General features: G+C 70.4%; 23 protein-coding genes. 13 read left to right on the top strand and 10 right to left on the bottom strand.

The genetic code is table 11. The features are described from left to right. The first annotated feature begins 76 nt into the window (after positions 1-76). The 4 genes from MQH31_RS10210 to MQH31_RS10195 all read left to right on the top strand — a co-directional run bounded on the left by MQH31_RS10210 (position 77) and on the right by MQH31_RS10195 (position 3,985). A complete protein-coding gene (locus tag MQH31_RS10210; RefSeq protein WP_243011940.1) occupies positions 77-946 on the top strand; it encodes a spermidine synthase in 870 nt (289 codons plus the stop codon). A 249-nt stretch (positions 947-1,195) separates the two neighbouring features. After that, on the top strand, positions 1,196-1,741 hold the full coding sequence (locus MQH31_RS10205; protein ID WP_241976434.1) for a hypothetical protein: 546 nt from the start codon (positions 1,196-1,198) through the stop codon (positions 1,739-1,741). 433 nt (positions 1,742-2,174) lie between these two features. After that, positions 2,175-3,491, top strand: a complete 1,317-nt coding sequence (locus tag MQH31_RS10200; protein WP_243011939.1) for a PQQ-dependent sugar dehydrogenase — start codon at positions 2,175-2,177, stop codon at positions 3,489-3,491. Further along, positions 3,491-3,985 (top strand): SprT-like domain-containing protein, encoded by a 495-nt coding sequence (locus MQH31_RS10195; protein WP_134536640.1) that lies wholly within the window; start codon positions 3,491-3,493, stop codon positions 3,983-3,985. The genes MQH31_RS10200 and MQH31_RS10195 overlap by 1 nt, the downstream gene beginning before the upstream one ends. A gap of 33 nt (positions 3,986-4,018) precedes the next feature. Here the strand turns inward: MQH31_RS10195 and MQH31_RS10190 are convergent, their stop codons facing one another. Continuing rightward, the gene (locus tag MQH31_RS10190) at positions 4,019-6,385 is read right to left on the bottom strand and encodes a glycosyltransferase family 2 protein (RefSeq protein ID WP_372488143.1); all 2,367 of its coding nucleotides are present in this window, start codon (positions 6,383-6,385) and stop codon (positions 4,019-4,021) included. 161 nt (positions 6,386-6,546) lie between these two features. Here MQH31_RS10190 and MQH31_RS10185 point away from each other — a divergent pair, with 161 nt between their 5' ends. Further along, the gene (locus tag MQH31_RS10185; protein WP_243011938.1) at positions 6,547-8,142 is read left to right on the top strand and encodes a chitinase; all 1,596 of its coding nucleotides are present in this window, start codon (positions 6,547-6,549) and stop codon (positions 8,140-8,142) included. A gap of 84 nt (positions 8,143-8,226) precedes the next feature. Here MQH31_RS10185 and MQH31_RS10180 read toward each other — a convergent pair whose 3' ends face one another. Then, positions 8,227-9,036 (bottom strand): nuclease-related domain-containing protein, encoded by an 810-nt coding sequence (locus MQH31_RS10180; protein ID WP_243011937.1) that lies wholly within the window; start codon positions 9,034-9,036, stop codon positions 8,227-8,229. 169 nt (positions 9,037-9,205) lie between these two features. Between MQH31_RS10180 and MQH31_RS10175 the strand changes: the two genes are divergently transcribed. Further along, complete coding sequence (locus MQH31_RS10175; protein WP_243011936.1) at positions 9,206-10,288, top strand: SLAC1 family transporter; 1,083 nt, start codon at positions 9,206-9,208, stop codon at positions 10,286-10,288. Position 10,289: 1 nt separating this feature from the next. Here MQH31_RS10175 and MQH31_RS10170 read toward each other — a convergent pair whose 3' ends face one another. The 4 genes from MQH31_RS10170 to MQH31_RS10155 all read right to left on the bottom strand — a co-directional run bounded on the left by MQH31_RS10170 (position 10,290) and on the right by MQH31_RS10155 (position 13,026). Beyond that, the gene (locus MQH31_RS10170) at positions 10,290-10,592 is read right to left on the bottom strand and encodes a DUF427 domain-containing protein (protein WP_243011935.1); all 303 of its coding nucleotides are present in this window, start codon (positions 10,590-10,592) and stop codon (positions 10,290-10,292) included. A gap of 58 nt (positions 10,593-10,650) precedes the next feature. Further along, complete coding sequence (locus MQH31_RS10165) at positions 10,651-11,232, bottom strand: hypothetical protein (RefSeq protein ID WP_243011934.1); 582 nt, start codon at positions 11,230-11,232, stop codon at positions 10,651-10,653. Positions 11,233-11,252: 20 nt separating this feature from the next. Then, complete coding sequence (locus MQH31_RS10160) at positions 11,253-12,524, bottom strand: coiled-coil domain-containing protein (RefSeq protein ID WP_243011933.1); 1,272 nt, start codon at positions 12,522-12,524, stop codon at positions 11,253-11,255. Between the two features lie 67 nt (positions 12,525-12,591). Beyond that, positions 12,592-13,026, bottom strand: a complete 435-nt coding sequence (locus MQH31_RS10155) for an EVE domain-containing protein (protein ID WP_241976433.1) — start codon at positions 13,024-13,026, stop codon at positions 12,592-12,594. Positions 13,027-13,068: 42 nt separating this feature from the next. Here MQH31_RS10155 and MQH31_RS10150 point away from each other — a divergent pair, with 42 nt between their 5' ends. The 4 genes from MQH31_RS10150 to MQH31_RS10135 all read left to right on the top strand — a co-directional run bounded on the left by MQH31_RS10150 (position 13,069) and on the right by MQH31_RS10135 (position 17,105). Then, on the top strand, positions 13,069-13,653 hold the full coding sequence (locus tag MQH31_RS10150) for a hypothetical protein (RefSeq protein ID WP_243011932.1): 585 nt from the start codon (positions 13,069-13,071) through the stop codon (positions 13,651-13,653). Further along, positions 13,650-14,288 carry a DUF1684 domain-containing protein gene (locus MQH31_RS10145; RefSeq protein WP_134536625.1) on the top strand — a complete coding sequence of 213 codons (639 nt, stop codon included), beginning with the start codon at positions 13,650-13,652 and terminating at the stop codon, positions 14,286-14,288. Before MQH31_RS10150 ends, MQH31_RS10145 begins: the two co-directional genes overlap by 4 nt. Before the next feature lie 295 nt (positions 14,289-14,583). Further along, a complete protein-coding gene (locus MQH31_RS10140; RefSeq protein WP_134536623.1) occupies positions 14,584-16,269 on the top strand; it encodes a DEAD/DEAH box helicase in 1,686 nt (561 codons plus the stop codon). A 341-nt stretch (positions 16,270-16,610) separates the two neighbouring features. Beyond that, on the top strand, positions 16,611-17,105 hold the full coding sequence (locus MQH31_RS10135) for a GNAT family N-acetyltransferase (RefSeq protein ID WP_243011931.1): 495 nt from the start codon (positions 16,611-16,613) through the stop codon (positions 17,103-17,105). 40 nt (positions 17,106-17,145) lie between these two features. On the opposite strand, the gene MQH31_RS10130 is transcribed toward MQH31_RS10135, so the two are convergent. Beyond that, a complete protein-coding gene (locus MQH31_RS10130) occupies positions 17,146-18,570 on the bottom strand; it encodes a sensor histidine kinase (protein WP_243011930.1) in 1,425 nt (474 codons plus the stop codon). A gap of 3 nt (positions 18,571-18,573) precedes the next feature. Continuing rightward, positions 18,574-19,269: a response regulator transcription factor gene (locus tag MQH31_RS10125; protein ID WP_243011929.1), complete on the bottom strand. Its 696-nt coding sequence runs from the start codon at positions 19,267-19,269 to the stop codon at positions 18,574-18,576. Positions 19,270-19,422: 153 nt separating this feature from the next. Here MQH31_RS10125 and MQH31_RS10120 point away from each other — a divergent pair, with 153 nt between their 5' ends. Then, on the top strand, positions 19,423-19,935 hold the full coding sequence (locus tag MQH31_RS10120; protein ID WP_243011928.1) for a hypothetical protein: 513 nt from the start codon (positions 19,423-19,425) through the stop codon (positions 19,933-19,935). Positions 19,936-19,998: 63 nt separating this feature from the next. On the opposite strand, the gene MQH31_RS10115 is transcribed toward MQH31_RS10120, so the two are convergent. Next, positions 19,999-20,586: an NUDIX hydrolase family protein gene (locus tag MQH31_RS10115; protein WP_134446366.1), complete on the bottom strand. Its 588-nt coding sequence runs from the start codon at positions 20,584-20,586 to the stop codon at positions 19,999-20,001. Between the two features lie 215 nt (positions 20,587-20,801). On the opposite strand from MQH31_RS10115, the gene MQH31_RS10110 reads away from it, so the two are divergent. Beyond that, positions 20,802-21,560, top strand: a complete 759-nt coding sequence (locus MQH31_RS10110) for an alpha/beta hydrolase (RefSeq protein WP_243011927.1) — start codon at positions 20,802-20,804, stop codon at positions 21,558-21,560. A 305-nt stretch (positions 21,561-21,865) separates the two neighbouring features. On the opposite strand, the gene MQH31_RS10105 is transcribed toward MQH31_RS10110, so the two are convergent. After that, entirely contained in the window at positions 21,866-22,306 is a 441-nt protein-coding gene (locus tag MQH31_RS10105; protein WP_174775088.1) for a DUF5997 family protein, read from the bottom strand. An 87-nt stretch (positions 22,307-22,393) separates the two neighbouring features. Between MQH31_RS10105 and MQH31_RS10100 the strand changes: the two genes are divergently transcribed. Continuing rightward, positions 22,394-23,185, top strand: a complete 792-nt coding sequence (locus MQH31_RS10100) for a LysR family substrate-binding domain-containing protein (RefSeq protein WP_243011926.1) — start codon at positions 22,394-22,396, stop codon at positions 23,183-23,185. Positions 23,186-23,227: the final 42 nt, after the last annotated feature.

Here is a 23,227-nt window from a genome sequence, read left to right as displayed (position 1 = left end):
CTTTCAACGCCGCTGAAAGGGCCTAATTCGTACTCTCGCGGAGTGGTGGTGGGGGTGCTTGGGGGAGACTGGGGAGATGAGCAGGTCTGAAGTGCAGCATCCGTCGGTCACGTTGAAGCTGAGCGGGATGGTGGCGGAGATCCAGCCGGACCGGTTCGTGCCGGGGAGCTTCGAGCTCGTCGTCGACGGCACCCCGCAGTCGCACGTGAACATCGACCACCCCGACGAACTGTTCTTCGAGTACATCCAGCGGATCGGGCACGTCATCGACCTGCTCGGTGAGGTGGGCGAACCGATCACGGCCGTGCACCTCGGCGCGGGCGCGCTCACGCTCCCCCGCTACGTCGAGGCGACGCGGCCCGGCTCGCGGCAGCAGGTCGTCGAGATCGAGAGCGACCTGATCGACTTCGTGCGGGCCGAACTGCCCTGGGACAAGCGCGCCAACCTGCGCGTGCGGCACGGCGACGCGCGCGAGGTGCTCGCCAAGCTGCCCGCGGGGCTGCACGGCACGACCGACCTCGTCGTCGTCGACATCTTCTCCGGCGCGCGCACCCCGAAGCACGTGACGAGCCGCGAGTTCTACGAGCTCGCCCGGCCGCTGCTGAGCCCGCGCGGGGTGCTCGTCGTGAACGTCGCCGACGGGCCGGGGCTCGCATTCGCCCGCGCCCAGGCCGCGACGCTGTCCGCGGTGTTCCCGCACGTGATCGGCCTTGCCGAGACCCAGGTGCTCAAGGGGCGCCGGTTCGGCAACATCGTGCTCGTGGCCACACTCACCCCGGTCGACCTGACCTGGGTGCCGCGGCTGCTCGCCGGCGGCCCGCACCCGGCGAAGGTCGTCGAGGGCGCGGAGCTTCGCCAGTTCATGGCGACCGCGCTCGTGACGACGGATGCGACGGCGACGCCGTCCCCGCTGCCCGGCCGCACGGTGTTCCAGCTCGACCGCTGAACCGCGCACGACGGAACCAGTCCGCGGCCCGGCTGAGGCCGGGATCCCGAAGCACGCTGAGGCGCCCCGTTTGTGCTGAGAACCGCCGGTGCACCGGCGACTCCGGGCGAGAACGGGACCCGTCGCGTTCGCGGGCGGAGCGGGCATCCGCTCTCGAACTGAGACTCGGCGCGCGGCACCCCTGAACGAGGGCGGTTCGCGGGTTATCCTGTTAGGGAACCCGATCGTCCGCGGCACACCCGGCCGCCCTTGCCTCAGGACTACACCCTGCCCATCATCATTGGTTACGACGCCGTCACTCTCCGTGAAAAAGTCGACCTGCTCGCCGCCGGGCAGCGCCTCGACGAACTCGGCGAGTTGCGCAGCCTGTCCGCGCTCAACGAGAAGATCGCCCTGCTGCGCCTGATCGGACGTCTCGACGAGGCCTTCGACATGGCCAACGCCGCCCTGCGCCAGGCCCGGTTCACCGGCTCCCGGGAGGAGCTCGCGGCCAGCCGCATCCGCCGTGCCCAGGTCATGCAGTTCCAGGGCAAGCTCGACGAGGCCGCGAGCGAACTCACCCACTGCGTTCTCGAGGCGGAGACGCACGAGTGGAGCGCGGTTGCCGCGTTCGCACGGGAGAACCGCGGCAAGGTCCTGTTCGAGCAGGGTGACCTCGAGGGCGCTCTCGCGGACCTCACCGCCGCCGTGTTCCTGCGGGAGAAGGCCGGGGCATCCGTCGAGCACCTCGAAGGGTCGCTGCTCGCCGTCGCGGTCGTCGAATCCTTCATCGCCGAGCGGGGCCAGGCCCGCTAGCTGCCAGACCGCGCCCGCCTGCACCCACGCCCGCGCCGGTTTCCGCAGGCCGCGCCCGCCTGCACCCACGCCCGCGCCGGTTTCCGCAGGCCGCGCCCGCCTGCACCCACGCCCGCGCCGGTTTCCGCAGGCCGCGCCCGCCGTTGCGGGCGCGGGCTGCGCAAACGGGCGCGACGGCGGGCGCGGAACACACGGAGGGCGCTGCGGCAACCCGGTGGTCAATGTCGGTGGGCGGGGGCATTCTGGAGGAACGGGCGCGGCTGGCCCCGCAGACCTCACCGGGTGCCCGGGTGCCCGGAACGGCAGGACCCAGGTCCCAGTGTCCAGGGGCGGGTGCAGGAGGAGTCGGGAGGACGAAGTGGACGAGTGCAGGCCGGCGCGGGTACATCGGCGCAGTGCGGCGCGCCGCGCTAGCCGGGGATTCGGACGGCTGATGCTGCTCTCGGCAGTCACCCTTGCGCTCGCGGCATGCACGTCCGGGCTGCCGGGTGCTCCCGGCGGCACGAGAGCATCGACGGCGCCCACCTTGACCGATCCGGCAACCGGCACGCCCTCGTCCCCGGGCGCGATCGGTGTGCCGAGTCCTGACCCGGGGACCCAACCGGGCGACCCGGAGACTGGACCGGGCCCCGGCGTGGTCACCGGACCCGTCCAGCCGGTCGGGGAACCCGTCGTCCTCGCCTCCGGCCTCGAGGCGCCGTGGTCGATCCTTCGGCTGCCCGGCGGCGGCACCCTGATCAGTGAGAGGGGCACCGCGCGCGTGCGCGAGCTGGTCTCCGGCGGGCTCCGCGACGCCGGAACGGTTCCCGGGGTCGTCGCTCGGGGCGAGGCCGGTCTGCTCGGCCTCGCCTACCTCGCCGACCCCGCCGCGGCGAGCGCCGGGACCGCACGCGAGACGGGCCCCGGCCCCGGGGGCTGGGTGTACGCGTATTTCACCGGCGCCAGCTCGAACCAGATCGTGCGGATGAACCTCACCGGCACCGTGGGAAGCCTCACGCTCGGGAGCCCCGAACCGGTGCTCTCGGGAATCCCGCAGGCGGGCAATCACGATGGCGGCCGCATCCGCTTCGGGCCTGACGGCATGCTCTACGCGACGACCGGCGACGCCGGGAACACCGCGAGCGCGCAGGATCTCGGGTCGCTCGGCGGGAAGATCCTGCGGATGACGCCGACGGGTACTGTGCCGCCGGACAATCCGTTCGGGACACTCGTCTATTCCTATGGGCACCGGAATCCGCAGGGCATCGCCTGGGATTCCCGCGGCCGGCTGTGGGCGAGCGAGTTCGGGCAGTCGACCTGGGACGAGCTCAACCTGATCACGCCGGGCGCGGACTACGGCTGGCCGGACGCCGAGGGCGTCGAGCACGACTCGCGGTACACCGACCCCGTCGTGCAGTGGCCCACGTCGGAGGCCAGTCCGAGCGGCCTCGCGATCATCGGGGACACCGTCTTCCTCGCGGCCCTGCGCGGCGAGCGACTCTGGCGGGTCGACTCCTCAACAGGCATGGCGACCGCGTGGTTTGTCAACACCTTCGGCCGGCTGCGCGACGTGGTGTCGGGCCCGGATGGGACACTGTGGTTTGTGACGAACAACACGGATGGCCGCGGTACCCGAGCCGCAGGCGACGACAAGCTCTACTCGGTTCGCGTGGAGCAGACCAGGCCCCTGGCCCTGGGCATTCAGCTGGCGCCGGGCATTCAGCTGACGCCGGGCGCGACTCTGCCGGCCGAGGTCGCGGTGACGCGCTGATGGCCGACCTCACTCGCGTGCGACGCTGGGCCGAGGCGCTCATCGACCTGCACCTCGACGCCGGCTGGACCTTCGCGTTCGACAATGCCAAGAAGCGCGCCGGGCTCTGCAACTTCACGGCCAAACGCATCACGGTCTCGCGCTACCTCGCCTCCCGCTACGAGGACGACGAGGTGCACCAGATCCTGCTGCACGAGGTCGGGCACGCGCTCGCCGGCCCGCGCGCCGGCCACGGCCCGAAGTGGAAGGCGATCGCCCGCGACCTCGGCTACGACGGCAAGCGCACGCACGACGGCGAGATCGCCAACGAGCTCGCCCCGTGGGTGGGCACCTGCCCGTCCGGGCACATCCACTACCGCTACCGGAAACCGACGCGCGCCCTCGCCTGCGGCCTGTGCGGCCGGGGATTCAACCGCGATCATCTCATCGACTGGACGAGCCGGGAGATCACGGCAGCCGCACGACGCCGCGCCGCGGCATCCGCCGGCGACTAGCGTCCCCGCACCAGAGCGACGGGCGACGGATGCCTAGCGCACGCCGATCCGGTGGCGTCGGTCCCGGGAGGTGCGGCTGTCCCGGTTGAGCCGCCGGTCGCCGTGATAGAGGATGCCCTGCCAGTCGACCGGAGCGCTCGGGTCGATCAGGGACGCTGCCGGCCGTTTCGGCTTCTTCACGTCGACGTAGAGGAAGTTGAGCAGGCCCAGCCACACGTCGACGACGGAGTTCCACAGGCCGATGTACATCAGGATCGCCGCGCCGGTCGCCACGGCGTTGAACGCGGCGAAGATGGCGTTGCCGACGTTCTGGTGATTGATGTCCCGGTACAGCGTCAGCAGGGAGAACGCCACGATCAGGTAGGGGACGATCACGTAGAGCGCCGGCGCCGCCGTACGGTTGAGCACCTTCGGGGTGCGCACGAACGGGATCTTCTCACCGGACAGCATCTGCTGGAAGGACTTGAGCACCCCGGCGAGGTTGACCGGGAGCAGCACGAGGTTGAAGCCGTAGATCCGGAACACGTCGCTGAAGCGGTGACCGGCCTCGCGCAAGTCGCTGCCCATCGCCAGGAAGTACGGCAGGGCGGCGAGGAAGACGAAGGGGCTGAGCAGCCGGCTGTCGTAGGGAAAGGCGAGCAGGAACACGAGCCCGAAACTCGACCAGGCGATCGAGGCCATGTAGTTGGTGCGGAGGAAGACCTCGCTCCAGCGCACCCGCTCGCGGCGGAAGCGGCGCTCCCGGAGCTGGTCCCAGAATTTCGGCAGGATGAGCAGGCCGCCGTTGGCCCACCGCCGGCGCTGCACGATGAGCGAGCCGAAGTCGGGCGGGGTAGCGCTGTAGCTCAGGCGTTCGGGGTAGTTGACGAGGGTCCAGCCGTGGCTGCCGAGGTCGATGCTCGACTCTGTGTCCTCGATCACGGTGCGGTCCTGGATGTAGGTGCGGATCTCGAACCCGCCGACCTCCTCGACCTCGACGATGTCCTCGATGGCCTTCTTGCGGATGACGGCGTTCGCGCCGACCCAGAAAGTCGCGTTGTAGTACGTCATGCCCTGGTGCAGCATGTGCTGCAGGTCGGTCGACGCGCCGGCCACCCGTTCGATGCGGGTCGGAGCGCCGTGGAACGAGGAGTACGGCGTCTGCGTGACGGCCACCCGCGCGTTCTCAGGCTCCTCGAGCAGGTAGACGAGCCGTACGCAGTAATCCCGCAGCAGCAGCGAGTCCGCGTCGAGGGTGAGCAGGTACTCGGTGTCCGGCACGGTGAAGTCGCCGACAGCGTCACCGACGGCGGCGCGCAGCACGGTGCCTTCCGCGGTGTGGCCGGTCACCCACGACGTGCCCATCAGGCCGATGTAGGAGTTGAGGTTCATGGCCTTGTTCGCCTCGTGCGAGAGGGAGGCGTACTTCTTGCGTTCGAAGTAGTCGAGCCGCACGGTGAAGATCCGGGCCAGGCGCAACGACAGCGTCACGATCTGGTCCGCGTCGGGGAAGTCGGCGCCCTCGGCCGCAGCCTCGAGCGCGAGCAGGCTCAGCCGCAGTTCCCTGGCCAGGCCCATGATGACCTGGTCCACGAAGAACTCGTCCACGTGGTCGTGGACCTCCTCCTGCTCGGCCATCTTTTCGAGCCAGTCCGCGGCGGCGGCGTAGTCGGAGGCGAGGTCGCGGACATCCGCCGCCGTGACAACGGGGTCGCCCACGAACCGGTCGAGCCGGCGTTCCACGCTCCGCTGGAACCGTCCGGCGGGTACCGCGAGCAGTTCGCCGATCTCCCCGGCGAGCGCCCGGGTCGCTTCGAGCACGCGGAGCGTCTCCGGGTCGGTCGGGAACGGCGCGTCGTCGAGGAGCAGGACGATCCGCAGCTCGGGGAACTCCTGGAGCGCCGCCGACCACAGCGTCGCGCGCACGACGTGCGTCTCCTCGGCGTACGAGGGCACCAGCACGGTGATCCCGTGTCGGTAGTTGCCGAAGTGCCGGTCGAGCTCGCCTCGGGGCACCCGGACGTGGCTCTGGTAGCGGTACATCGAACCGAGGCGGGCGACGAGATACATCAGGGCGGAGAAGGTCAGGAAGGTGACCACGATCGCGTAGCCGATCGCCTCCATGGTGAACGTGAAGTCGGGGCGCGGGGTGTCGACGAAGAGGCGCACGATCGTCGTGAGCAGGTAATAGGCCCAGAAGACGATCGTCGCGATGATGGCGACGCGTGCCCAGAGGATCGCGCGGGTGGTCGGCCGCGGGTGCACGATCGACAGCGGTTCGCTGCGTCGCTCCGCTCCCCACTGCCTGCGACGCGCCCGCTGGGTCTCCGTCGCTTCCCCAGCGGATGCAGCCGCGACCGACGGCGCCGACGTTTCCGACGCTCGGGTATCCCGCTGCGCTGTTGATTTCGGTGTCGCCACGTGCCTGTTTCCTATCCTGAGACGAGCAGGAACCGCAAAAAGATCCGGTTCGTCCCCGCGCGCGCACCCGGTTCATCGACCTCGGAGTCACGGTCCCCACAGTCTAGGGGCGGATTGTGTACACGATCACTGCAATAATCCACGTGAGGGCGAGGAGCCGCATGTCCACACGTTTTCCCGGTCGACGTCTGTCGATCATCCGGCTGATCGGTGTCTTCGCAGTCGCCGCCTGCCTGGTTTTCGCCGGCTTCCAGGGCTGGAACCAGATCGCCGACGCCGCATCCGTGAGCGCGAAGCCGTGGATGGCGGGGTACGTCGACGTGACCGCCACCCCGAGCCTGGCCTTCGAGAACCCCGTCTCCATCGCCGGCGACAACGTCGTGCTGTCCTTCATCGTGGCCGACCCGACCGACGCCTGCACGCCGACCTGGGGCACGTTCTACACGATGGCGGCAGCGGAGAGCGACCTCGACCTCGACCGGCGCGTGGCGCGCCGCACCCAGCAGGGCGGCGAGGTGATCGTGTCGTTCGGCGGCGCGATCAACCAGGAGCTCGCCGTCGCCTGCACCGACCCTGAGAAACTCCAGGCCGCCTATGCCTCGGTGATCGAGCGCTACAAGCCGAGCACCATCGACCTGGACCTCGAGGGCGCGAACCTCACGGACGTGGACGCCGGGGCGCGCCGCGGCGTGGCGCTCGCCGCCCTGCAGAAGGCCGCCGCGGCATCCGCCGCCCCGCTCGCGATTTGGCTCACCCTGCCGACGACCCCGACCGGCCTCACCGAGGACGGCACGAACGCGGTCACCCAGCTGCTGACGGAGGGCGTCAACCTCAGCGGGGTGAACCTGATGACCATGGACTTCGGCGCGTCGCGCGCCGCCGGGCAGTCGATGGCGGATGCCGCGACGAATGCCCTGCAGTCCGCCCACGGCCAACTGTCCACGCTCTACCGCCGGGTGGGCCAGCCGCTCGGGTCAAAGGCGCTCTGGAACAAGCTCGGTGCGACCGCGATGATCGGGCAGAACGACGTGCCCGGCGAGATCTTCACCCTCGCCGACGGTGTTGCGCTCAACGACTTCGCGATCGCGAACGGTGTCGGCCGCATGTCGATGTGGTCACTGAACCGTGACGCGAGCTGCGGGGCGAACTACCCGGACGTGAAGCAGGTCTCCGACTCGTGCAGCGGCGTCGAGCAGGGTTCCGTGTTGTTCGCGGATGTGCTCGGTGCGTCGTTCACCGGAAGCCCGGCCGCAAGCGCCGGCGACAGCTCGACCGCGCAGCCCACCGCCGTGGCGACGGACACCGCGGCGGCCACGGACGATCCCGCGACGAGCCCGTACCGGATCTGGTCGGTCACGATCGCATACCCGAAGGGCACCCGGGTCGTGTGGCACCACAACGTGTACTCGGCGAAGTACTGGACCCAGGGCGACCTGCCGGACAACCCGGTGCTGCAGGCGTCCGAGACGCCGTGGCGGCTGATCGGGCCGGTGCTCGCCGGCGAGACACCGGTGCCGACGCTGACCCTCCCCGCGGGCAGCTACCCCGAATGGTCCGGCACCACGATCTACACCAAGGGCCAGCGGGTGCTCTTCGAGACCGGCGCCTTCGAGGCGAAATGGTGGACGCAGGGCGACAGCCCGGATGCCGCCGCCGAGAATCCGGACGCCTCGCCCTGGGCTGCGCTCACCGACGCCCAGCTGCGGGTGCTGCTCGGCCTGCCGGCGATCCCGGCAGACACCGACAGCATCGGGTAGCCGAGGGCGGCAGGGCGGCGCGGCCCGCGGCATCCGCCGACCGGCGCGCACGCCGGGATCTCAGTCGGGACCTCCGCCGGAAAGTCAGCCGGAGAGGCCCATGGCCTCGGACACGAGACCGATGATGCCGAAGAAGCCGGCGCCGCCGCCGAGGAAGATCGCGATCGGGAGGTAGACGTGGCGCTGGCGCGTCGCCGAACGGACCTCGGCGTCGAGGGTCTGGAAGCGTTCGATCAGGTCATCTCCGGTCTCGACGGGCACGTTCGCCCACATCGCCGGGTTGTCGAACAGGTCGGTGAACCGACCGCACTCGTTCTGGGTGAGGACGACGGGGAGCGCCTGGAGCCAGCCGACGAGCTCGTCGACGCCGAGCACCGTAACGAACGGCGGGCGGGCCCTGACATTGACCTCGCGGGCGCCGACGAAGACCACGGTCGGCCGCACCGGTGCGGTCTGGGCGTGGCGGTCGCTCATCAGATCGGTGACGTGGTTCGCCTCGAACTCGGCGTGGCGGAGGTAGGGCACGGTGCGCCCGTTGACGGTCAGGAGGGCCTTGTCGACGAGGATGCGGGCCGCGCGGTGCTGTTTCGCGTTGATCGTGATGACGCCGCCGGGGCCGACGATCAGGTGGTCGATGTCCCAGCCCTCGAGCCCGATCGGGAGCGCGTGGAAGACCGTCCAGTCGGAGCTGAGCGCCTCGAGGGCCTTCCCGACCGCGATCTCGCCGAGCGCGGCCAGGTACCAGCCCTCGCAGCGCTTGCCGAGCGGGGAGCGTCCGCGGAACCGATGCCACGGGGAGCGCGCCGGCGTTCCGGCGTGCTGGCGGAGGAGCTTGTCGATCACGGATTCTGCCGTGCGCCTCCTGTACATGCCGCCGCCGCTGAGCTTCACCATGTGTGTCGGTTCCGTTACTTTTGCTACGCGCGATCGCAAATCCTGTCACCCAATTGTCCCCCCGAACAAGGGCGTGTCCGTACTCAGCGGGAATATGCGGGTCGTCCCGCCTCCGGTACCCTATTGAGAGGACACCTGTCCGTTCAAGAGCGGCCCGAGGGGAACGCGCATGCCGGCATCCCCTCGTGCGTTCCGCAGAGTCCTGCGGACCGGTCGGGCCCCGCTCACGAGCTTCGGTATCCCCTTCGGATTGTCCGGCCTTGCCGGCACCTGGACGATGGCAGCGGGAGTGCTCGGCACGCCCGCTGGGATCGTTGAGGCGCTGTGGCTGTTCGCGCTCGTCGCCTGGGTTCTGGTCTTCGCCAATTACCTCGTGCGCAGCCGGAACGCCGGGGGGACGATCCGGGGTGACCTCGCCGACCCGGTCCAGGCACCGTTCGCCGCGCTCGCGCCCACGACCGGGATGCTGCTGGGCACCCATGTCGCCGTGTCCCTGTCCGCGGGTTCCGGTGCCGGGCATCCGTTTGCCGGGGCGCTGCCGGGATCGCCCGCCGGGCTCCAGGTCTGGCTGGTGCAGGGTGTCGTCGTCGTATTCATGGTCGCGGCGCTCGTGTTCGGGGCGTGGTCGGTCGCACAACTGGCTCTCCGGATGCGCGACATCGACACGCTCCATGCCGGGTATTTTCTTCCGACCGTCGCCGCAGCCTTCATCGCGGGCCAGTCGGCGGGAACGTTCGGCTGGACGACGCTGAGCGTCGCGTGCATCGGCGTCGGGCTGCTGTTCTGGATGCTGCTGGGTGCGCTCATCCTCGGCAGGATGGCATTCGGTCCCGCCCTTCCTGCCCGCCTGTTGCCGACGTTCGCAATCTTCTCCGCCCCGCCCGCGGTCGCGGGGAACGCCTGGTTCGCCTCCAACGGCGGCCGGCTCGACACGCTCGAGACCGTCCTTCTCGGGACGTTCGTGCTGCTGATCCTCGTGCAGGTGATGATGCTCGCCGCCTACTGGCGGCTCGGGTTCGACCTCGGCTTCTGGGCGTTCACGTTCACGGCCGCGGCGAGCGGGACCTACGCCCTGCACTGGATCGGCGGTGCCGCAGCGCCGGGTGCCGGGACCGGTGCGTTCGTGAGCCTGTGGGCGTCGGGGGCCTGGGTGTCCGCGGTTGCCGGAACCGGCATCCTCGCCACCGTGACCCTCGTGGTCGGCAGCATCGCAGTGCGCTCGGTCGGGTACCTCGTGCGGGCGCGCGTGTGACCTACTCGGTGACGGAGATTTCCTTCCAGAAGGCGACGTAGCCGCTGTAGTCCTGGCCGACCCGGTCGAACGACGCGGGGTACGGAGTCGGGTAGCTCCAGGCGCGGTCCTGAAGGAGGGTGTCGCCGTCCTTGAGGCTGTAGTACTGGCATTCGCCCTTCCACGGGCAGGTGTACGGGGTCGCGCTTTCCACGAGGAACCCGGGCTTGACGCTTGCCGGCGGGAAGTACCAGTTGCCCTCGATCTTGACGAGTTCGGACTGTGGGGCTTCGGCGATCGTCGTGCCGTTGAATACTGCCTTCATGGGGTGCTCCTGTTCGGTCGGTGAGTCGGGGTGGTGCTGGCCTTACCTCAGCCCAACGTCAGGCCGGAAACCGGAATTCCCGGACGGGGACAATTGCGGCCGGGTGCGGGGCGGCATCCGTGGCCACTCGCGGCCGGGCGAGGTCGGTGGCGGCCCGGACGTCGTCGCCGCGACCGGCCGCACCGAGCGCGACGGCGGTCTCGGACGCGCTCACGAGGTGTCGCAGGGCGCGACGGAGCCCGAGGAATCCGGCGGAGGGCGCGGCGGCCTCCGGGGAACAGTGATCGATTCCGAGGCGGGAGAGCTCGTCGATCACCTCCCCGGCCAGGAGGAAGTCCTCGACGGCCGGGCGCGGGGATCCGTCCCGGCGCCGCTCGCCGACGGCGATCACGGCCACGGAGAACCGGTCGGCCTTCTCGGTCTGCCGCGCGAGCACCCACTGGGCGACGTGCGCCGGGTTGCCGAGGTCGGCCACGATCACCCGGTGCCCGTCGAGGGGCGTCGCGGGTGCCGGGTCGCCGATGGCGGGCAGCGCGTCCGCGAGGATGATCACGTCCGCATCCCCGGCGAGGGCCCGGAACCCGGCGAGGCCGACGTCGAAGCGGACCTGGTACTTCTGCTGGGGCAGGGATTCACTCACCGGAAAAGGCTACCGGTCGGTCAGGCGAAGCGCGCGTCGTAGCGGGCGAGGGCGTCGGCATCCGTTGCGAGGGTCATCGCCCGGCGAGCGGCGTCGAGGGCGGTCACGGGGTCGGCTTCCGCCTCGGCGAGTGCGATGAGCCGCTCGGACTCGGCAAGTCGGGTGCGGGCCTCCGCCCCGACCCTGCCGCTGTGCGAGGCGATGAAGTCGCGAGTCACGCTGCCCTGACTGCGCGCGGCCAGCAGCGCGCCGGCGAGCGCAGCCCTGGCGTTGTCGAGGCGCAGCTGCTGGTTGCGCGCCTCCGACCGGGTGACGTCGAGCCCGTCGAGCACCTGGCGCAGCCGGGCGAGGTCCGCGGCGGGGTCGCTCACCCGCGACGGATGCCGCAGCTCGGCCACGATCGCATCGGCCGCGGCGATCACCCGGTTCAGTTCGGTGGCCGAAACGGACTGGTCCTGTCCGTCACGGAGGGTGCGAGCCTCGGCGATCTCGGCGTCCGCGGAGTCGAGGGCCTTGGTGAGGGTCGCGTAGCCGATGTGGAGCTGGTCCTCGCCGGTCTCGATCGCGTCGAGGAGCTTGCCCGCCTGGAAGAGGCCGAGTTCGGCGGCCGCGAGTTCGTCGCCGATCGGGTATCCGGGGACGGCCGCGAGGTGGGCGGCCCCGGCATCCGTGGCCTGCTTCGCCTGCCCGAGCGCGACGCGGGCCTTTCCGACGTTGCCGCTGATCGCGGCGAGCGCGCCCGCGGAATAGCTGAGCCCGAGCCGGTCGATGCTCGCGGACCCCGCCGCGAGGCGATCGGTGAGCCGGTCGACCCGGCGGATGAGCTGCTCGAGCCGCAGCGGGGCATCGCGTTCGACGCCGCGACGGGCCGTGAACGCGCGGTCCTGCTCGGCGAGGCGGGTCGTGGCCTCCGCGGCGAGCGAGATGATCTGTTCGGTCAGACGGCGCCGCTGCGACTCGGTCTCCGGAATGCTGTCGTCGAGCTTCTGCTGCAGTGCGAAGGCGTCGCGCAACTGACGCCGGGAGAGGTCGAGGGCGGTCGCGAACTCCCGGGTTGCGGGCTCGCCGAATTGGGCGACCGCGAACCCGAGCTCGTCGGTCGCGGAGCCGACCTGGTCGTCGGCGCGCACGAGCGCGATTGCGGCGGCGCGAGCGCGTTCGGAGGTGATCGCGGCCTCCGCCTGCTCGCGGTCGCGGCGGCGCCGGCGGGCCGACCCGACGATGAGCGTCACCCCGAGGACCACGAACGCGAGCAGTATCGCCGAGGGCACCCACCAGAGATCGCCTGTCATAGCCGCGAGTCTAATCAACGTCGCTGGGGCGGGCGTGGGGCGCACGCGAGAGACGCCGCGCTGGCGCCTACATCCGGCGCATCTGCCGCCGGATCAGGTCGTAATCGTGTCGCGAGATCTCGAGCAGCCCGCGGCGGAGCTGGTAGCCCCAGTCCGGATCGGACCGGGTGAACTCGAGCACGTTCAGGAGCGGGCGGATCGACGCGCTGACGGCATCCGTGTCGTAGTCGATGCGGCGCCGCCACGGCACATAGGTGCCGGAGGGCGTGGCGGGGTCGCGGAATTCGTACGCGTTCCCCTCGGCGACGAACCCGATCGCGGTGAACTCGCGCAGCAGTTCGCCCTCGACGGCGGTCTTCGGTGAGTAGTACACGACCCCGTCGCTCTCCCGCATACCCTCGAGCGTGGTGCGCAGCCGGTAGCCGGCCTGCGCGAACCCCATGGCGACGCCCCGCCGCACGTTGTCGCGCTGCGCGACCCCGAGCCAGTACCGAATTGCCACTCCTCAGTTGTACTGCATGCCCCGGCACCACAGACTGGGGGCATGCGTGTTCTCCTGAAAGAAATCCTCGATTGCCCGCCGGATGCCGCGTGGCGCGCCCTGCAGAGCCCCGCCGTCTTCCGCGAGGTGAGTTCGCCCCTCATCAGCGTGGAATCGCTCGAGGCCGACGGCTTCCCCTCCATCTGGGAACCCGGCGAGCACCCGGTCGAACTCACCGCGCTCGGCCTCGTGCCGATGGGCAAGCAGATGATCCGGCTGCAGATGTCTACCGAGCGACGCGACGGCGTGCGCATCGTGCGCGACACCGGCCGAGGCGTGTCCGGCGCCCTCGAGGCCGTCACGCTCTGGGACCACCGGATGGCGGTCTCCGCAGACCCGGCCGGCACCGGCAAGACGCTCTACCGCGACCAGCTCATCTTCGGCACCGGCGCGCTCACCCTGCCGAGCTGGCCGGTGTTCTGGATGATGTGGCAGTGGCGGATGCTGCAACTCAAGCGACTGGCCCCGACCTGGCGTTTCGATGTGGGCATCGACGCGGCCGGGTTTGCGGAGACGACAGGCGGGGACGCATCCGCTGGCCCTGACGAAGCCGACGTCGATTCTGCGCCGACGGAGGTCACCGAATGAGCTCGACCCTCGGGGCCCTTCAGCTCGCCGACTGGCGCCGTCGCGTGACCGGTCTGTATGCCGGCGTGCGGCAACTGAGCGTGCAGAACCCCGCGGCGGGGCACGAGCTCTGGCGGAGTGGGCGTGATGACCTGTTCGCGGGGCATCCGTCGTCGCCGCTGCTGCCCGACGACCGGTCCGCGTTCACGGGGCTCACGGTCGCGCCGTACGACCCGGACTGGCGCTTTGAGGTGGAGGTGCACCGGGCGCCGGAGCCGCACCGGATCGCGGTCGAGACCGGGACGGACGGCACCGTGCCGTTCGACCTGGTCGGCATCGTGCGCCTGCCCTACCTCGGCCCGATCGACCTGTGGCGACTCGGCAGTTACGGCGGCGGCCTGTTCCTGCCGATCAAGGACGGTCTCGCCGGCCGGCCCGGCGGAACGTACGGCGGCGGGCGCTACCTGCTCGACACGATCAAGGGGGCGGACCTCGGCCCCGGCGTCGACGACGACACCCTGATCCTCGACTTCAACTTCGCGTACAACCCGTCGTGCGCATACGACCCGATGTGGGCCTGCCCGCTCGCGCAGGCAGGCAACACCGTCACGGTGGATGTCCCCGTCGGCGAGCTCTACACCGGAAGCCTCGACTAGGCGGGCGGGGCTGATCGGGAGTTTCCTGGGAGGGTGCTTGACAGCATCCGCTACACTGGAACAACTTGCGAATGCATCGCTGCGCTCGCTGCGTCGTAGAACGCCCTCTTCTTGTTGCGGCGGCCCACCATCCTGGCGGGCCGAGCGCATATTGCGAATGAACATTCTTACGGCGAACGGATGTGCCCATCGGCACCTTCGCCATGTGAATCCTCCTGGCTCCGAAGCCTGCATTCCCTCACTCGGGGTGCGCACACGGTTCGACGGAGGGCTCTGATGCCTGAAAGGCACCACTTTGTCTGAAATTTCCTTCGGCGCGCTTGGCGTGCCGGCTCCCCTCGTTGCCGTTCTCACGGCCCAGGGAATCGACAGCCCCTTTCCGATCCAGGTCGACACCCTCCCCGACACCCTCAAGGGCCGGGACGTGCTCGGTCGCGGCAAGACCGGCTCCGGCAAGACCCTCGCGTTCGCCATCCCGATGGCCGCGCGCCTCGGCGGCAAGCTCGCCGGCGGCAAGCGCCGCCCGGGCCGCCCGCTCGGCCTGATCCTCGCGCCGACCCGCGAGCTCGCCACCCAGATCACCAACGCGCTCACCCCGTTCGCCGAGGCATACGGCCTCAACACGACGACCATCTTCGGCGGCGTCTCCCAGGGCCGCCAGGTCTCCGCGCTCAAGGCCGGCGTCGACATCGTCGTCGCCTGCCCCGGACGCCTCGAAGACCTGATGAAGCAGGGCTACGTCAACCTCGACTCCGTCGAGATCACCGTGCTCGACGAGGCCGACCATATGGCCGACCTCGGCTTCCTGCCCGTCGTCACCCGCATCCTCGACAAGACGCCCACCGGCGGCCAGCGCCTGCTGTTCTCGGCCACCCTGGACAACGGCGTCGACAAGATCGTCCGCAAGTTCCTCCACAACGAGGTGCTGCACTCGGTCGACGACTCGAACAGCATCGTCTCCGCGATGACGCACCACGTCTTCGAGGTCGACAACGCCGAACAGAAGAAGGCGCTCATCGAGAAGCTGGCCTCCGGAACCGGACGCCGCATCCTCTTCATGCGCACCAAGCACCACGCGAAGAAGCTCGCCAAGGCACTCACCGAGGCGGGCATCCCCTCGGTCGACCTGCACGGCAACCTCTCGCAGGTCGCCCGTGACCGCAACCTCGCCGCGTTCAGCAACGGTGACGTGAGCGTGCTCGTCGCAACGGATGTCGCCGCTCGCGGCGTGCACGTCGACGACATCGAGCTCGTCATCCACGTCGACCCGCCGGCAGAGCACAAGGCGTACACGCACCGCTCGGGCCGTACCGCCCGCGCCGGGCACGCCGGTGACGTCGTCACCCTCGTGCTCCCGGAGCAGCGTCGCGACACCGCGGACCTACTGCGCAAGGCCGCCATCAAGGTGACCCCGCAGCGCGTCACCGCGGACTCCCCCGCCGTCGCCGCCCTCGTCGGCGACGTCGCCGCATACGTCAAGCCGGCACCGCGCAGCGAACAGCCGCAGCAGCAGCGCCAGTCCCAGGGCGGACGCTCGCAGGGCGGACGCTCACAGGGCGGACGTTCCGAAGGTGGTCGCTCGCAGGGCGGTCGCTCAGAGGGCGGACGCTCCGAGGGCGGTCGCTCCGGCGGACGCTCCTCGTCCTCCTCGCAGGGCGGCAGCCGCTCCTATGCGTCCTCGTCGTCCTCCGACACCTCGCGTTCGTCCGACGGACAGCGCGCCCGCGGCCGTGACGACCGCGACGGCGCGAGCACCGCGCCCGTTCGCGGCAACCGCGGCAGCCGCAGCAACGACACCGCCTCGGCCGGCGGAGCGCGCCAGGAGCACTCGGGCCGCCCCGCGGCATCCGGTCGCAGCCACGCCCCGCAGGGCTCCGGTCGCTCCGGCGGCCTGCAGGTCGGCGGACTCGTCCGCGGATCCGGCTCGGGAGCCGGCGCCGGCGGAGCCCGTCGCTCGGCCCCGCGCCGCGCCCAGGGCTAAGCAGCACCAGCACCAGGGCGCGACCGGCTGCCGGGGCTGAACCCCCGGCATCCGCTCGTTTCACCCCGCACGACCCAACGGGCCGGCCTCCACCAGGAGTCCGGCCCGTTTGTGCGTGATTCCTGTGCCATCCACGGCACCACCGCGCGATTTCGCGGCCTGCGGCCACCATCGCCGGGCGTTCTCCGCGGCCGTCGGGGGCTAACTCAGGAAAATCGTCCCTCCGTCGCGTGCAGTCCGGCGGCATTCGGGGTACTCACTGTCCCACCGCGTCGAATCTCCTGAGTTAGCCCCCGCACACGCGGTCAACCGGTGTCCCCCGGCTGGGTTAGGGTCAGAATATGGACACCACCACCGTCGTTGTTCGGCCCGTCGAAGAAGCGGATGCCGAGAGTCTGGGCCGCGTACACGCCCTCTGCTGGCACGAAACCTACGATCACCTGCTGAGTCAGGCGGCCCTCTCCCAGTTGCGGCCGCAGCGCCTCGCCGCCATGTGGCGCCGGTTCACCACGCAGGGGCCGGAATACCGCCAGGTCGTCGCGCTCGTCGACGGAGAGGTCGTCGGCTTCGCCGGCAGCGGGCCCGCCCGCGACGAAAGTGCCCCCGCCGCCCACGAGCTGTACTTCATGTACCTGCTCGAGGACAAGCACGGCAGCGGCATCGGCCAGAAGCTGTTCGACGCCGTCGTCGACGCCGGGCCGTCCTACCTCTGGGTCGCCGCGGTCAACCCGCGCGCCCACGCCTTCTACACCCGCAACGGTTACGCCCCAGACGGTCACGAGCAGGTGCAGGAAGTGCTCGGCGAGCAGCTGCACGAGGTCCGCCTGGTCCGGTAGGTCTCGCCGCAGGCGCATGCCCCGGCGCGCGCCGCTCGCCTCAACGCGCAATGGGCCCGTCGCCGACCGGGAGCACCACGGCAAAACACGCGCCCCCCTCGGCCGCGGAGTGCACGGTGATCGTGCCGCCCATCCTGGTCACCAGCCGGGCGGCGATGGACAGACCCAGGCCCGTGTTGACCGGGCGGATGTCGCGGTACTTGGCTCGCAGGACTCCGCGCTCGAACGCGACGGTGGCATCCGATGTGCTCAAACCAGGGCCGCTGTCGCGCACCTCGACACGTACATGGCGGCCATCGACCCGGCGGGCCGCGAGTACGACCTCGCCGCCGGTCGGTGTTGCGCGCAGAGCGTTCTCGAGCAGGCCGTCGACGATCTGGCGCAGGCGCATGCCGTCAGTCACGATCGTGAGGACACCCGGCACCGCGCCCGCGCCCGCGCCCGCATCGTCCCCCGGCCCGTCGACGCGCAGCACGACGCCAAGCTGCGTGCATTGACCCTGCCAAGCGAGCGCGGCCTGCGCGAGCACTCCGCCGACGTCGATCGGCTGAAGGTGCACGGTGAAGTCATCCGCTTCAAGGCGGGCGAGTTCGAGCAGGTCGCTCACGAAACGGTCAACGCGTTTCGTCTCCGCGACCAGTACCTCGCCGACCGCCGCGCTGCCGCTTGCCGGAATCACGCCCTCGGCGAGGGCCTCCGCGTACCCACGGATCGCGGTCAACGGCGTGCGGATCTCGTGAGACACCGAAAGCAGGAACTCCCGTTGGCGGGTCTCACTCGTACCCAGCGCGCGGTCGAGCGCCCGGAGCGAGCGGGACACGTCGTCGATCTCCGGGATGCCCTGGGCCGCGATCAGCACGCCGCGATCACCGTCGGCAAGCCGCCGAGCGGCTCGTGCGGTCCGCTCCAGCGGTCGTGCCAACCGCCGGGACAGGAACAGTCCGGCGAGCACGGCCACGACGAGCCCGACGAGCACGGCCAGCAGGATGCGCCCGGCGACGAGTCTGCCCGAGTCGGTGATGTCCGCAACGCGCACAAAGCCGACGAGACCGCCGCCTCCCGCGAGCGGCCGCGCTTCCACCACGTACGACTCACCCCGAATCTGCAGCGACGTCGACACCGAGCGGCCGGCATCCAATACCTGGGTGATGCGTCTCTTGACGTCCTGCGTGACTGTGCGCGCACCCGAACCTGTTTCCGGTACCGTCCCGTCGGCGCCGACCAACACAAAGCGCTCGCCGCGCGCGCCGAGGAGGGTGTCGTCCTCGAGCAGGATGCGCAGGGTCGCGAGCGGCCGCTGGCTCAGCGCGGTCGTCCGGGCACCGAGGTCCGCCTGGGCCTGCGTCGTGACGAGGGTCTGCACGAGTTGCAGGGACACGACGGCAGTGACGAGAACCGCAACGAACGCCACGCCGACCGTGACGAGCAGGATCCTGCCGCCGAGTGACCCGAACCAGCGCCGCACCGCTCAGCCCTCCCGGCCGACGACGGAATAACCGACGCCGCGCACCGTGCGGATCGGATTTCCCTCGCCGAGCTTGGCACGCAATTGGGCGACGTGCACGTCGACCGTCCTGCTCGCACTGTAGTCGGCGATTCCCCAGACCAGGGAGAGCAGTTCGTCCCGCGCATACACCCGTCCGGGCCGCGCCATCAGCTGGGCGAGCAGGTCGAATTCGGTCGCGGTCAGGTCCACGCGGATGCCGCCGCGCGCGACCAGGCGCGTCGCCGGGTCGAGCGTCACATCCTCCACCCGCAGCACCGCGTCACCGATGAGGCCCGAGGAACGGCGCACGATTCCCTTCACCCGTGCGACGAGTTCCCTCGGCGAAAACGGCTTGGTCACGTAATCATCCGCACCCAGTTCGATGCCGAGCACGCGGTCGACCTCGTCGTCGCGTGCGGTGACGAAGAGCACGGGCGTCCAGTCCCCCGCCTCGCGCATGGCCCGGCACACCTCGATCCCGTCGAGCCCGGGCAGGCCGACATCCAGGATCACCGCGGCCGGCCGCAACCGGCGCACCTGCTCGAGGCCCGCGCGCCCGTCGGACTCCAGATGCACGGTGAAACCCGCGCGCACGAGGTATAGGCGTTCGATGTCCGCGATTGCGGGGTCGTCTTCGACAACCAGCACCAGCCCTTTGTCGTCGCTCACAGCATCCATTAAGCCAGTAGGCGCCGGTTGCTGCGAACCGGGCGGGCGGATGCCCGACTCGCCTTACATGTTCCGAACATTTCCCGAACACGGCGTTTGCGTGCGCCTGCCACTCTGGCTTCACCGCCGGGACCCTCCCGGTCCAGCGAAAGGCAGGAACACATGAATGCATTCACGAAGCGAGCCACGACCGTTGTCGCCGCGGGGACGCTCAGCCTCGGCCTGATTGCGGGCGGCACGTTCGCGGTCGGCGCGGCGAGCGCGGCCGAGATGCCCGTGACCGTTGCAGCGTCCTCCGTCTCGGGGTCCACCGTCGCCGCTTCACTCGCGACCGCCGTGTCGGCATCCGCCAACACCGCTGTCGCCGCGGACGAGACCGTGAAGACCGTTGCCCAGTTGCGCGCGGACCTGCGCGCGGCGATCAAGCTCGACGCGGCCGCACGGCCCGCGGCCCTCGCCGCCATTCGCACGGACGTCCTCGCCGGAGCATACGGCGCGCAGGCCAGCCAGTACCTCACGAAGATCGAGGCCGCCAAGGCAGACAAGTCCAAGGCCGACGTACCGAAGCGGTGGCGCCACGCCCTGCGCCACCTTGTGCGCGCCGACGTGAAGGCGCACCAGCACGCCGCCCCGGGCACGTCCACGCCGGCCCCCGCTCCCACGGCCGGTTCGTAGCGGCGGGTGCGGCGGTCGCGGCTGCGGCTGCGGCTGCGGCAGGCGGCTCGCCCACCGGACGCGTCAGCGCAGCTGGCCGACCGAGGCGAGCGCCATCCGCAGCAGGGAGCCGCGGCCGCCCTCCATCTCGGCGGACACGGCCTCGGATGCCGCCTCGAGGGGTGTCATCCAGGTGAGTTCGAGGGCGTCCTGGCGGGGGTCGCAGGTGCCGGTGACGGGCACGACGTAGGCCAGCGAGACGGCGTGCTGGCGCTCATCCGTGAAGGCGGTGATGCCGGGCAGCGGGAAGTACTCGGCGACCGAGAATGGCACCGGGCTCGCGGGCAGCTGCGGGAAGGCCATCGGCCCGAGGTCTTTCTCGAGGTGCCGGAACAGCGCATCGCGCAGGGTCTCGCCGTAGAGCACGCGCCCGGAGACCAGGGTGCGCGTCATCTCGCCGGTCGGCCGCGCGCGCAGCAGCACGCCGAGTTCGACGACCTGGCCGAGCCCGTCGACCCGCACGGGGACGGCCTCGATGTAGAGGATCGGCAGGCGCCGGCGGATGTCCGCGAGCTCGACATCGCTCAGCCAGCCCTGGTTCTGATTGGGTGGCTGGATGTTCTCGGGGCCAGGCGTCCAGTCCGGGTCGGGGTCAGGGGTGCGCACGCTCATGCCTTCATTCTCCCCTAACCGGGGAACGGATGCGCCCTGCTCCGTTTGGGGCGAGTCGCGTTCGCCTGCAGGCTCCTCCTGTAAGCCTGCGCAGTAGTCGCGCTCCTCGGGCGGGCGGCGCAGGATGCGGGGTCGGCGCAGCATCCGGGGTCGAGGCAGTGGAAGTATTGACTGGTCGACGCGTTCCGGCCTCGGCGCACGGCAGGAGGACCGACATGGACGACCACGATCTGGAGAACACCGGCGGCACCGGGAACACCGGGAGCACCGGGAGCACCGATGACGGTGCATCCACCTCTGCCGCACTCTTAATCGACCCCGGCGCGGTGCTCTGGTCGGCGTCCGACGCCGACCGGGTCGGGCGCCCACTGCTCCTGATCCTGCACGGCTACGGCTCCCACGAGGGCGACCTCTTCTCCCTCGCGCCGCACCTCCCGCTCACACCGGTCCTCGCGGCACTGCGTGCGCCGCTGCCGGTCGGCGACGGCTGGGCCTGGTTCCCGATCGGCGTCCCCGGCGAGAACGTCAACCCGAGCTCCCCGAGCGCGTCCGCTATCGAGGCGGCAACGGACGGCGTGCTCGCCTGGCTCGACGCGCTCGTCGTGCCGCCGGCATCCGTCGGGCTGCTCGGCTTCTCGCAGGGCGGCGCGATGGCGCTGCAGCTGCTGCGCCAGGCACCCGACCGGTTCACGTTCGCGGTGCAGCTCTCGGGCTTCGTCGCCGCGGCGCCCCAGCCCGGTGACGCCGACCTCGCCGAACGGCCCGTCCCGGTGTTCTGGGGGCGCGGCACCGCAGACCCGGTGATCCAGGCGGATGCCGTCGGCCGCACCCAGGACTGGCTGCCCGGCCACTCGGTGCTCACCGAGCGCATCTACGAGGGCATGGGCCACTCGATCTCGCAGGGCGAACTCTCCGACATCGTCGGATTCCTCCGCACCCAGTACGCGGGCGCACCAGCAGGCACCGACGCGTAACAACGTCGGAGTTTTTCGCGCGCAGCACGCCGACGCGCCGTCCCCGCACTGCCGCGGGGTCTCCCGCGTCGCAAAGTCGGAGTTTTTCGCGACACGCCGTCTGCGACGGCAGCGGATGCCGCGAGTCGCGAAAAACTCCGACATTGCGTTCCCCGCCACCGGCGGCGCGCGTCCAGGCATCCGCTCGACCCCACCAATTCGATGAAGTTTCTGCCGGAAAGCGCTTAACCCGGGCTCTTGCGTACCAAGAACCAAAGAGTCCGTCGAATTGGTGCGAGCACAGCGTGGGAAAGCGAGCGCGCGGGCTAGCGCTTCTTCGCGGCGGCCTTCTCGTTCTGGGCGGCGAACCGGGCGGCGTGCGCGGCCTTGCGGGCGCGCTCGGCGTCGCGGTCCTTGACGCGGATCTGCTCCTCGCGCACCTCGAACTGGGTGGCGCGCTCGGTGACGAGCCACGCCGGCGGCTGCTGCAGCAGCGCGAGGATCTCGGCGCTCGTGAGCGGCTCGGTGACCTTGCCGCGCGTGAGCCCGGAGATCGAGACGCCGAGCTTCGCGGCGACGACCTGCTTGGGGTGCGGGCCGTTGGCGCGCAGTTCGACGAGCCACTCCGGCGGGTTCGTGTCGAGTTCGGTGAGCTCGGTGCGCGAGATCAGGGTGTTCTGGAAGTCTTCGGGGGCTGCCTCGAGCAGAATCCCGAGCTTCTGGGCCGCCGTTGCGGGCTTCATGGTCTGGGTCTTCTTCTCGCTCATCAGTCCAGCGTATAGCCTGAGAGCACCACCGCTTCGGCGGATCATAACGGTGAGCCGCCCCGCGCGCCACAAACAGAGAGGATGCCGGTGACCTTTTCCATCGCCTTCGCCGCCGGCGTCACGCCGACCAAGTGGACCCGCACCTGGGCAGAACGGCGCCCCGACCAGCCCCTCGAGGTCTTCCGCACCACGCCGGACGAGCAGTCCGCCGTGCTCCACGACGGCCGCGCGCAGGTCAGCATCGTGCGCCTCCCGGTCGACGAGCACGACCTGAGCCTGATCGCGCTGTACCGGGAAATCCCGGTTGTCGTCGCCGCGAAGGACCATTTCATCGCCGACGCCGACAGCCTGCTCGTCGCCGACCTCGCCGACGAGCACCTGCTGCAGGACCCCGACGCCGTTCCCGAGTGGCGCGACGTCGCGACCGAGGTGCGCGACGGCATCCGCCGCCCGCTCGCCGCCGTGCGCGACATGGACGAGACCATGGAGCTCGTCGCCGCGGGCGTCGGCATCGTGATCGTGCCGCATTCGATCGCCCGGCTGCACAGCCGCAAAGACCTCGTCTCCCGCCCCGTCGAGGACGTCGCCGAGAGCCAGGTCTCCCTCGCGTGGCTCGCCGCCGAGACGACCGAGGACATCGAAGAGTTCATCGGCATCGTGCGCGGCCGTACGAAGGCCAGTTCCCGGGTCGACTCGGTGCCGGCCGGCGGCGAGAAGGTCAAGAAGGAAAAGAAGACCGACAAGGCCAAGGCCGCCGCGAAGGCGTTGCGCGTTGCCGCCGCGAAGGCGAAGCCGGCGGTGGCCAGGAAGACCCAGTCCGCGCCCGGCCGCACCCGCAGCACCGCGAACCTCAAGCTCGGCAAGCGCACCGGCCGCTGAGCCGCGCGGCTGCCGCGCCCCGCGTTCGGCCGGCGGCGGATG

The organism is Cryobacterium zhongshanensis (genome assembly GCF_022760445.1).
Lineage (GTDB): Bacteria > Actinomycetota > Actinomycetes > Actinomycetales > Microbacteriaceae > Cryobacterium > Cryobacterium algoricola.
Note: the sequence above shows the minus strand (reverse complement) of the source record. Positions and strands in the feature narration are given on the sequence as shown.

Bases quoted from the DNA above. Each gene is read 5' to 3' on its own strand.
- MQH31_RS10170 (WP_243011935.1), bottom strand. From the start codon at position 10,592: ATGAAGGCAGTATTCAACGGCACGACGATCGCCGAAGCCCCACAGTCC.
- MQH31_RS10135 (WP_243011931.1), top strand. From the start codon at position 16,611: ATGGACACCACCACCGTCGTTGTTCGGCCCGTCGAAGAAGCGGATGCC.
- MQH31_RS10150 (WP_243011932.1), top strand. From the start codon at position 13,069: ATGCGTGTTCTCCTGAAAGAAATCCTCGATTGCCCGCCGGATGCCGCG.
- MQH31_RS10125 (WP_243011929.1), bottom strand. From the start codon at position 19,269: ATGGATGCTGTGAGCGACGACAAAGGGCTGGTGCTGGTTGTCGAAGAC.
- MQH31_RS10115 (WP_134446366.1), bottom strand. From the start codon at position 20,586: ATGAGCGTGCGCACCCCTGACCCCGACCCGGACTGGACGCCTGGCCCC.
- MQH31_RS10105 (WP_174775088.1), bottom strand. From the start codon at position 22,306: ATGAGCGAGAAGAAGACCCAGACCATGAAGCCCGCAACGGCGGCCCAG.
- MQH31_RS10110 (WP_243011927.1), top strand. From the start codon at position 20,802: ATGGACGACCACGATCTGGAGAACACCGGCGGCACCGGGAACACCGGG.
- MQH31_RS10200 (WP_243011939.1), top strand. From the start codon at position 2,175: ATGCTGCTCTCGGCAGTCACCCTTGCGCTCGCGGCATGCACGTCCGGG.
- MQH31_RS10195 (WP_134536640.1), top strand. From the start codon at position 3,491: ATGGCCGACCTCACTCGCGTGCGACGCTGGGCCGAGGCGCTCATCGAC.
- MQH31_RS10180 (WP_243011937.1), bottom strand. From the start codon at position 9,036: ATGGTGAAGCTCAGCGGCGGCGGCATGTACAGGAGGCGCACGGCAGAA.
- MQH31_RS10145 (WP_134536625.1), top strand. From the start codon at position 13,650: ATGAGCTCGACCCTCGGGGCCCTTCAGCTCGCCGACTGGCGCCGTCGC.
- MQH31_RS10185 (WP_243011938.1), top strand. From the start codon at position 6,547: ATGTCCACACGTTTTCCCGGTCGACGTCTGTCGATCATCCGGCTGATC.
- MQH31_RS10120 (WP_243011928.1), top strand. From the start codon at position 19,423: ATGAATGCATTCACGAAGCGAGCCACGACCGTTGTCGCCGCGGGGACG.
- MQH31_RS10210 (WP_243011940.1), top strand. From the start codon at position 77: ATGAGCAGGTCTGAAGTGCAGCATCCGTCGGTCACGTTGAAGCTGAGC.
- MQH31_RS10175 (WP_243011936.1), top strand. From the start codon at position 9,206: ATGCCGGCATCCCCTCGTGCGTTCCGCAGAGTCCTGCGGACCGGTCGG.
- MQH31_RS10160 (WP_243011933.1), bottom strand. From the start codon at position 12,524: ATGACAGGCGATCTCTGGTGGGTGCCCTCGGCGATACTGCTCGCGTTC.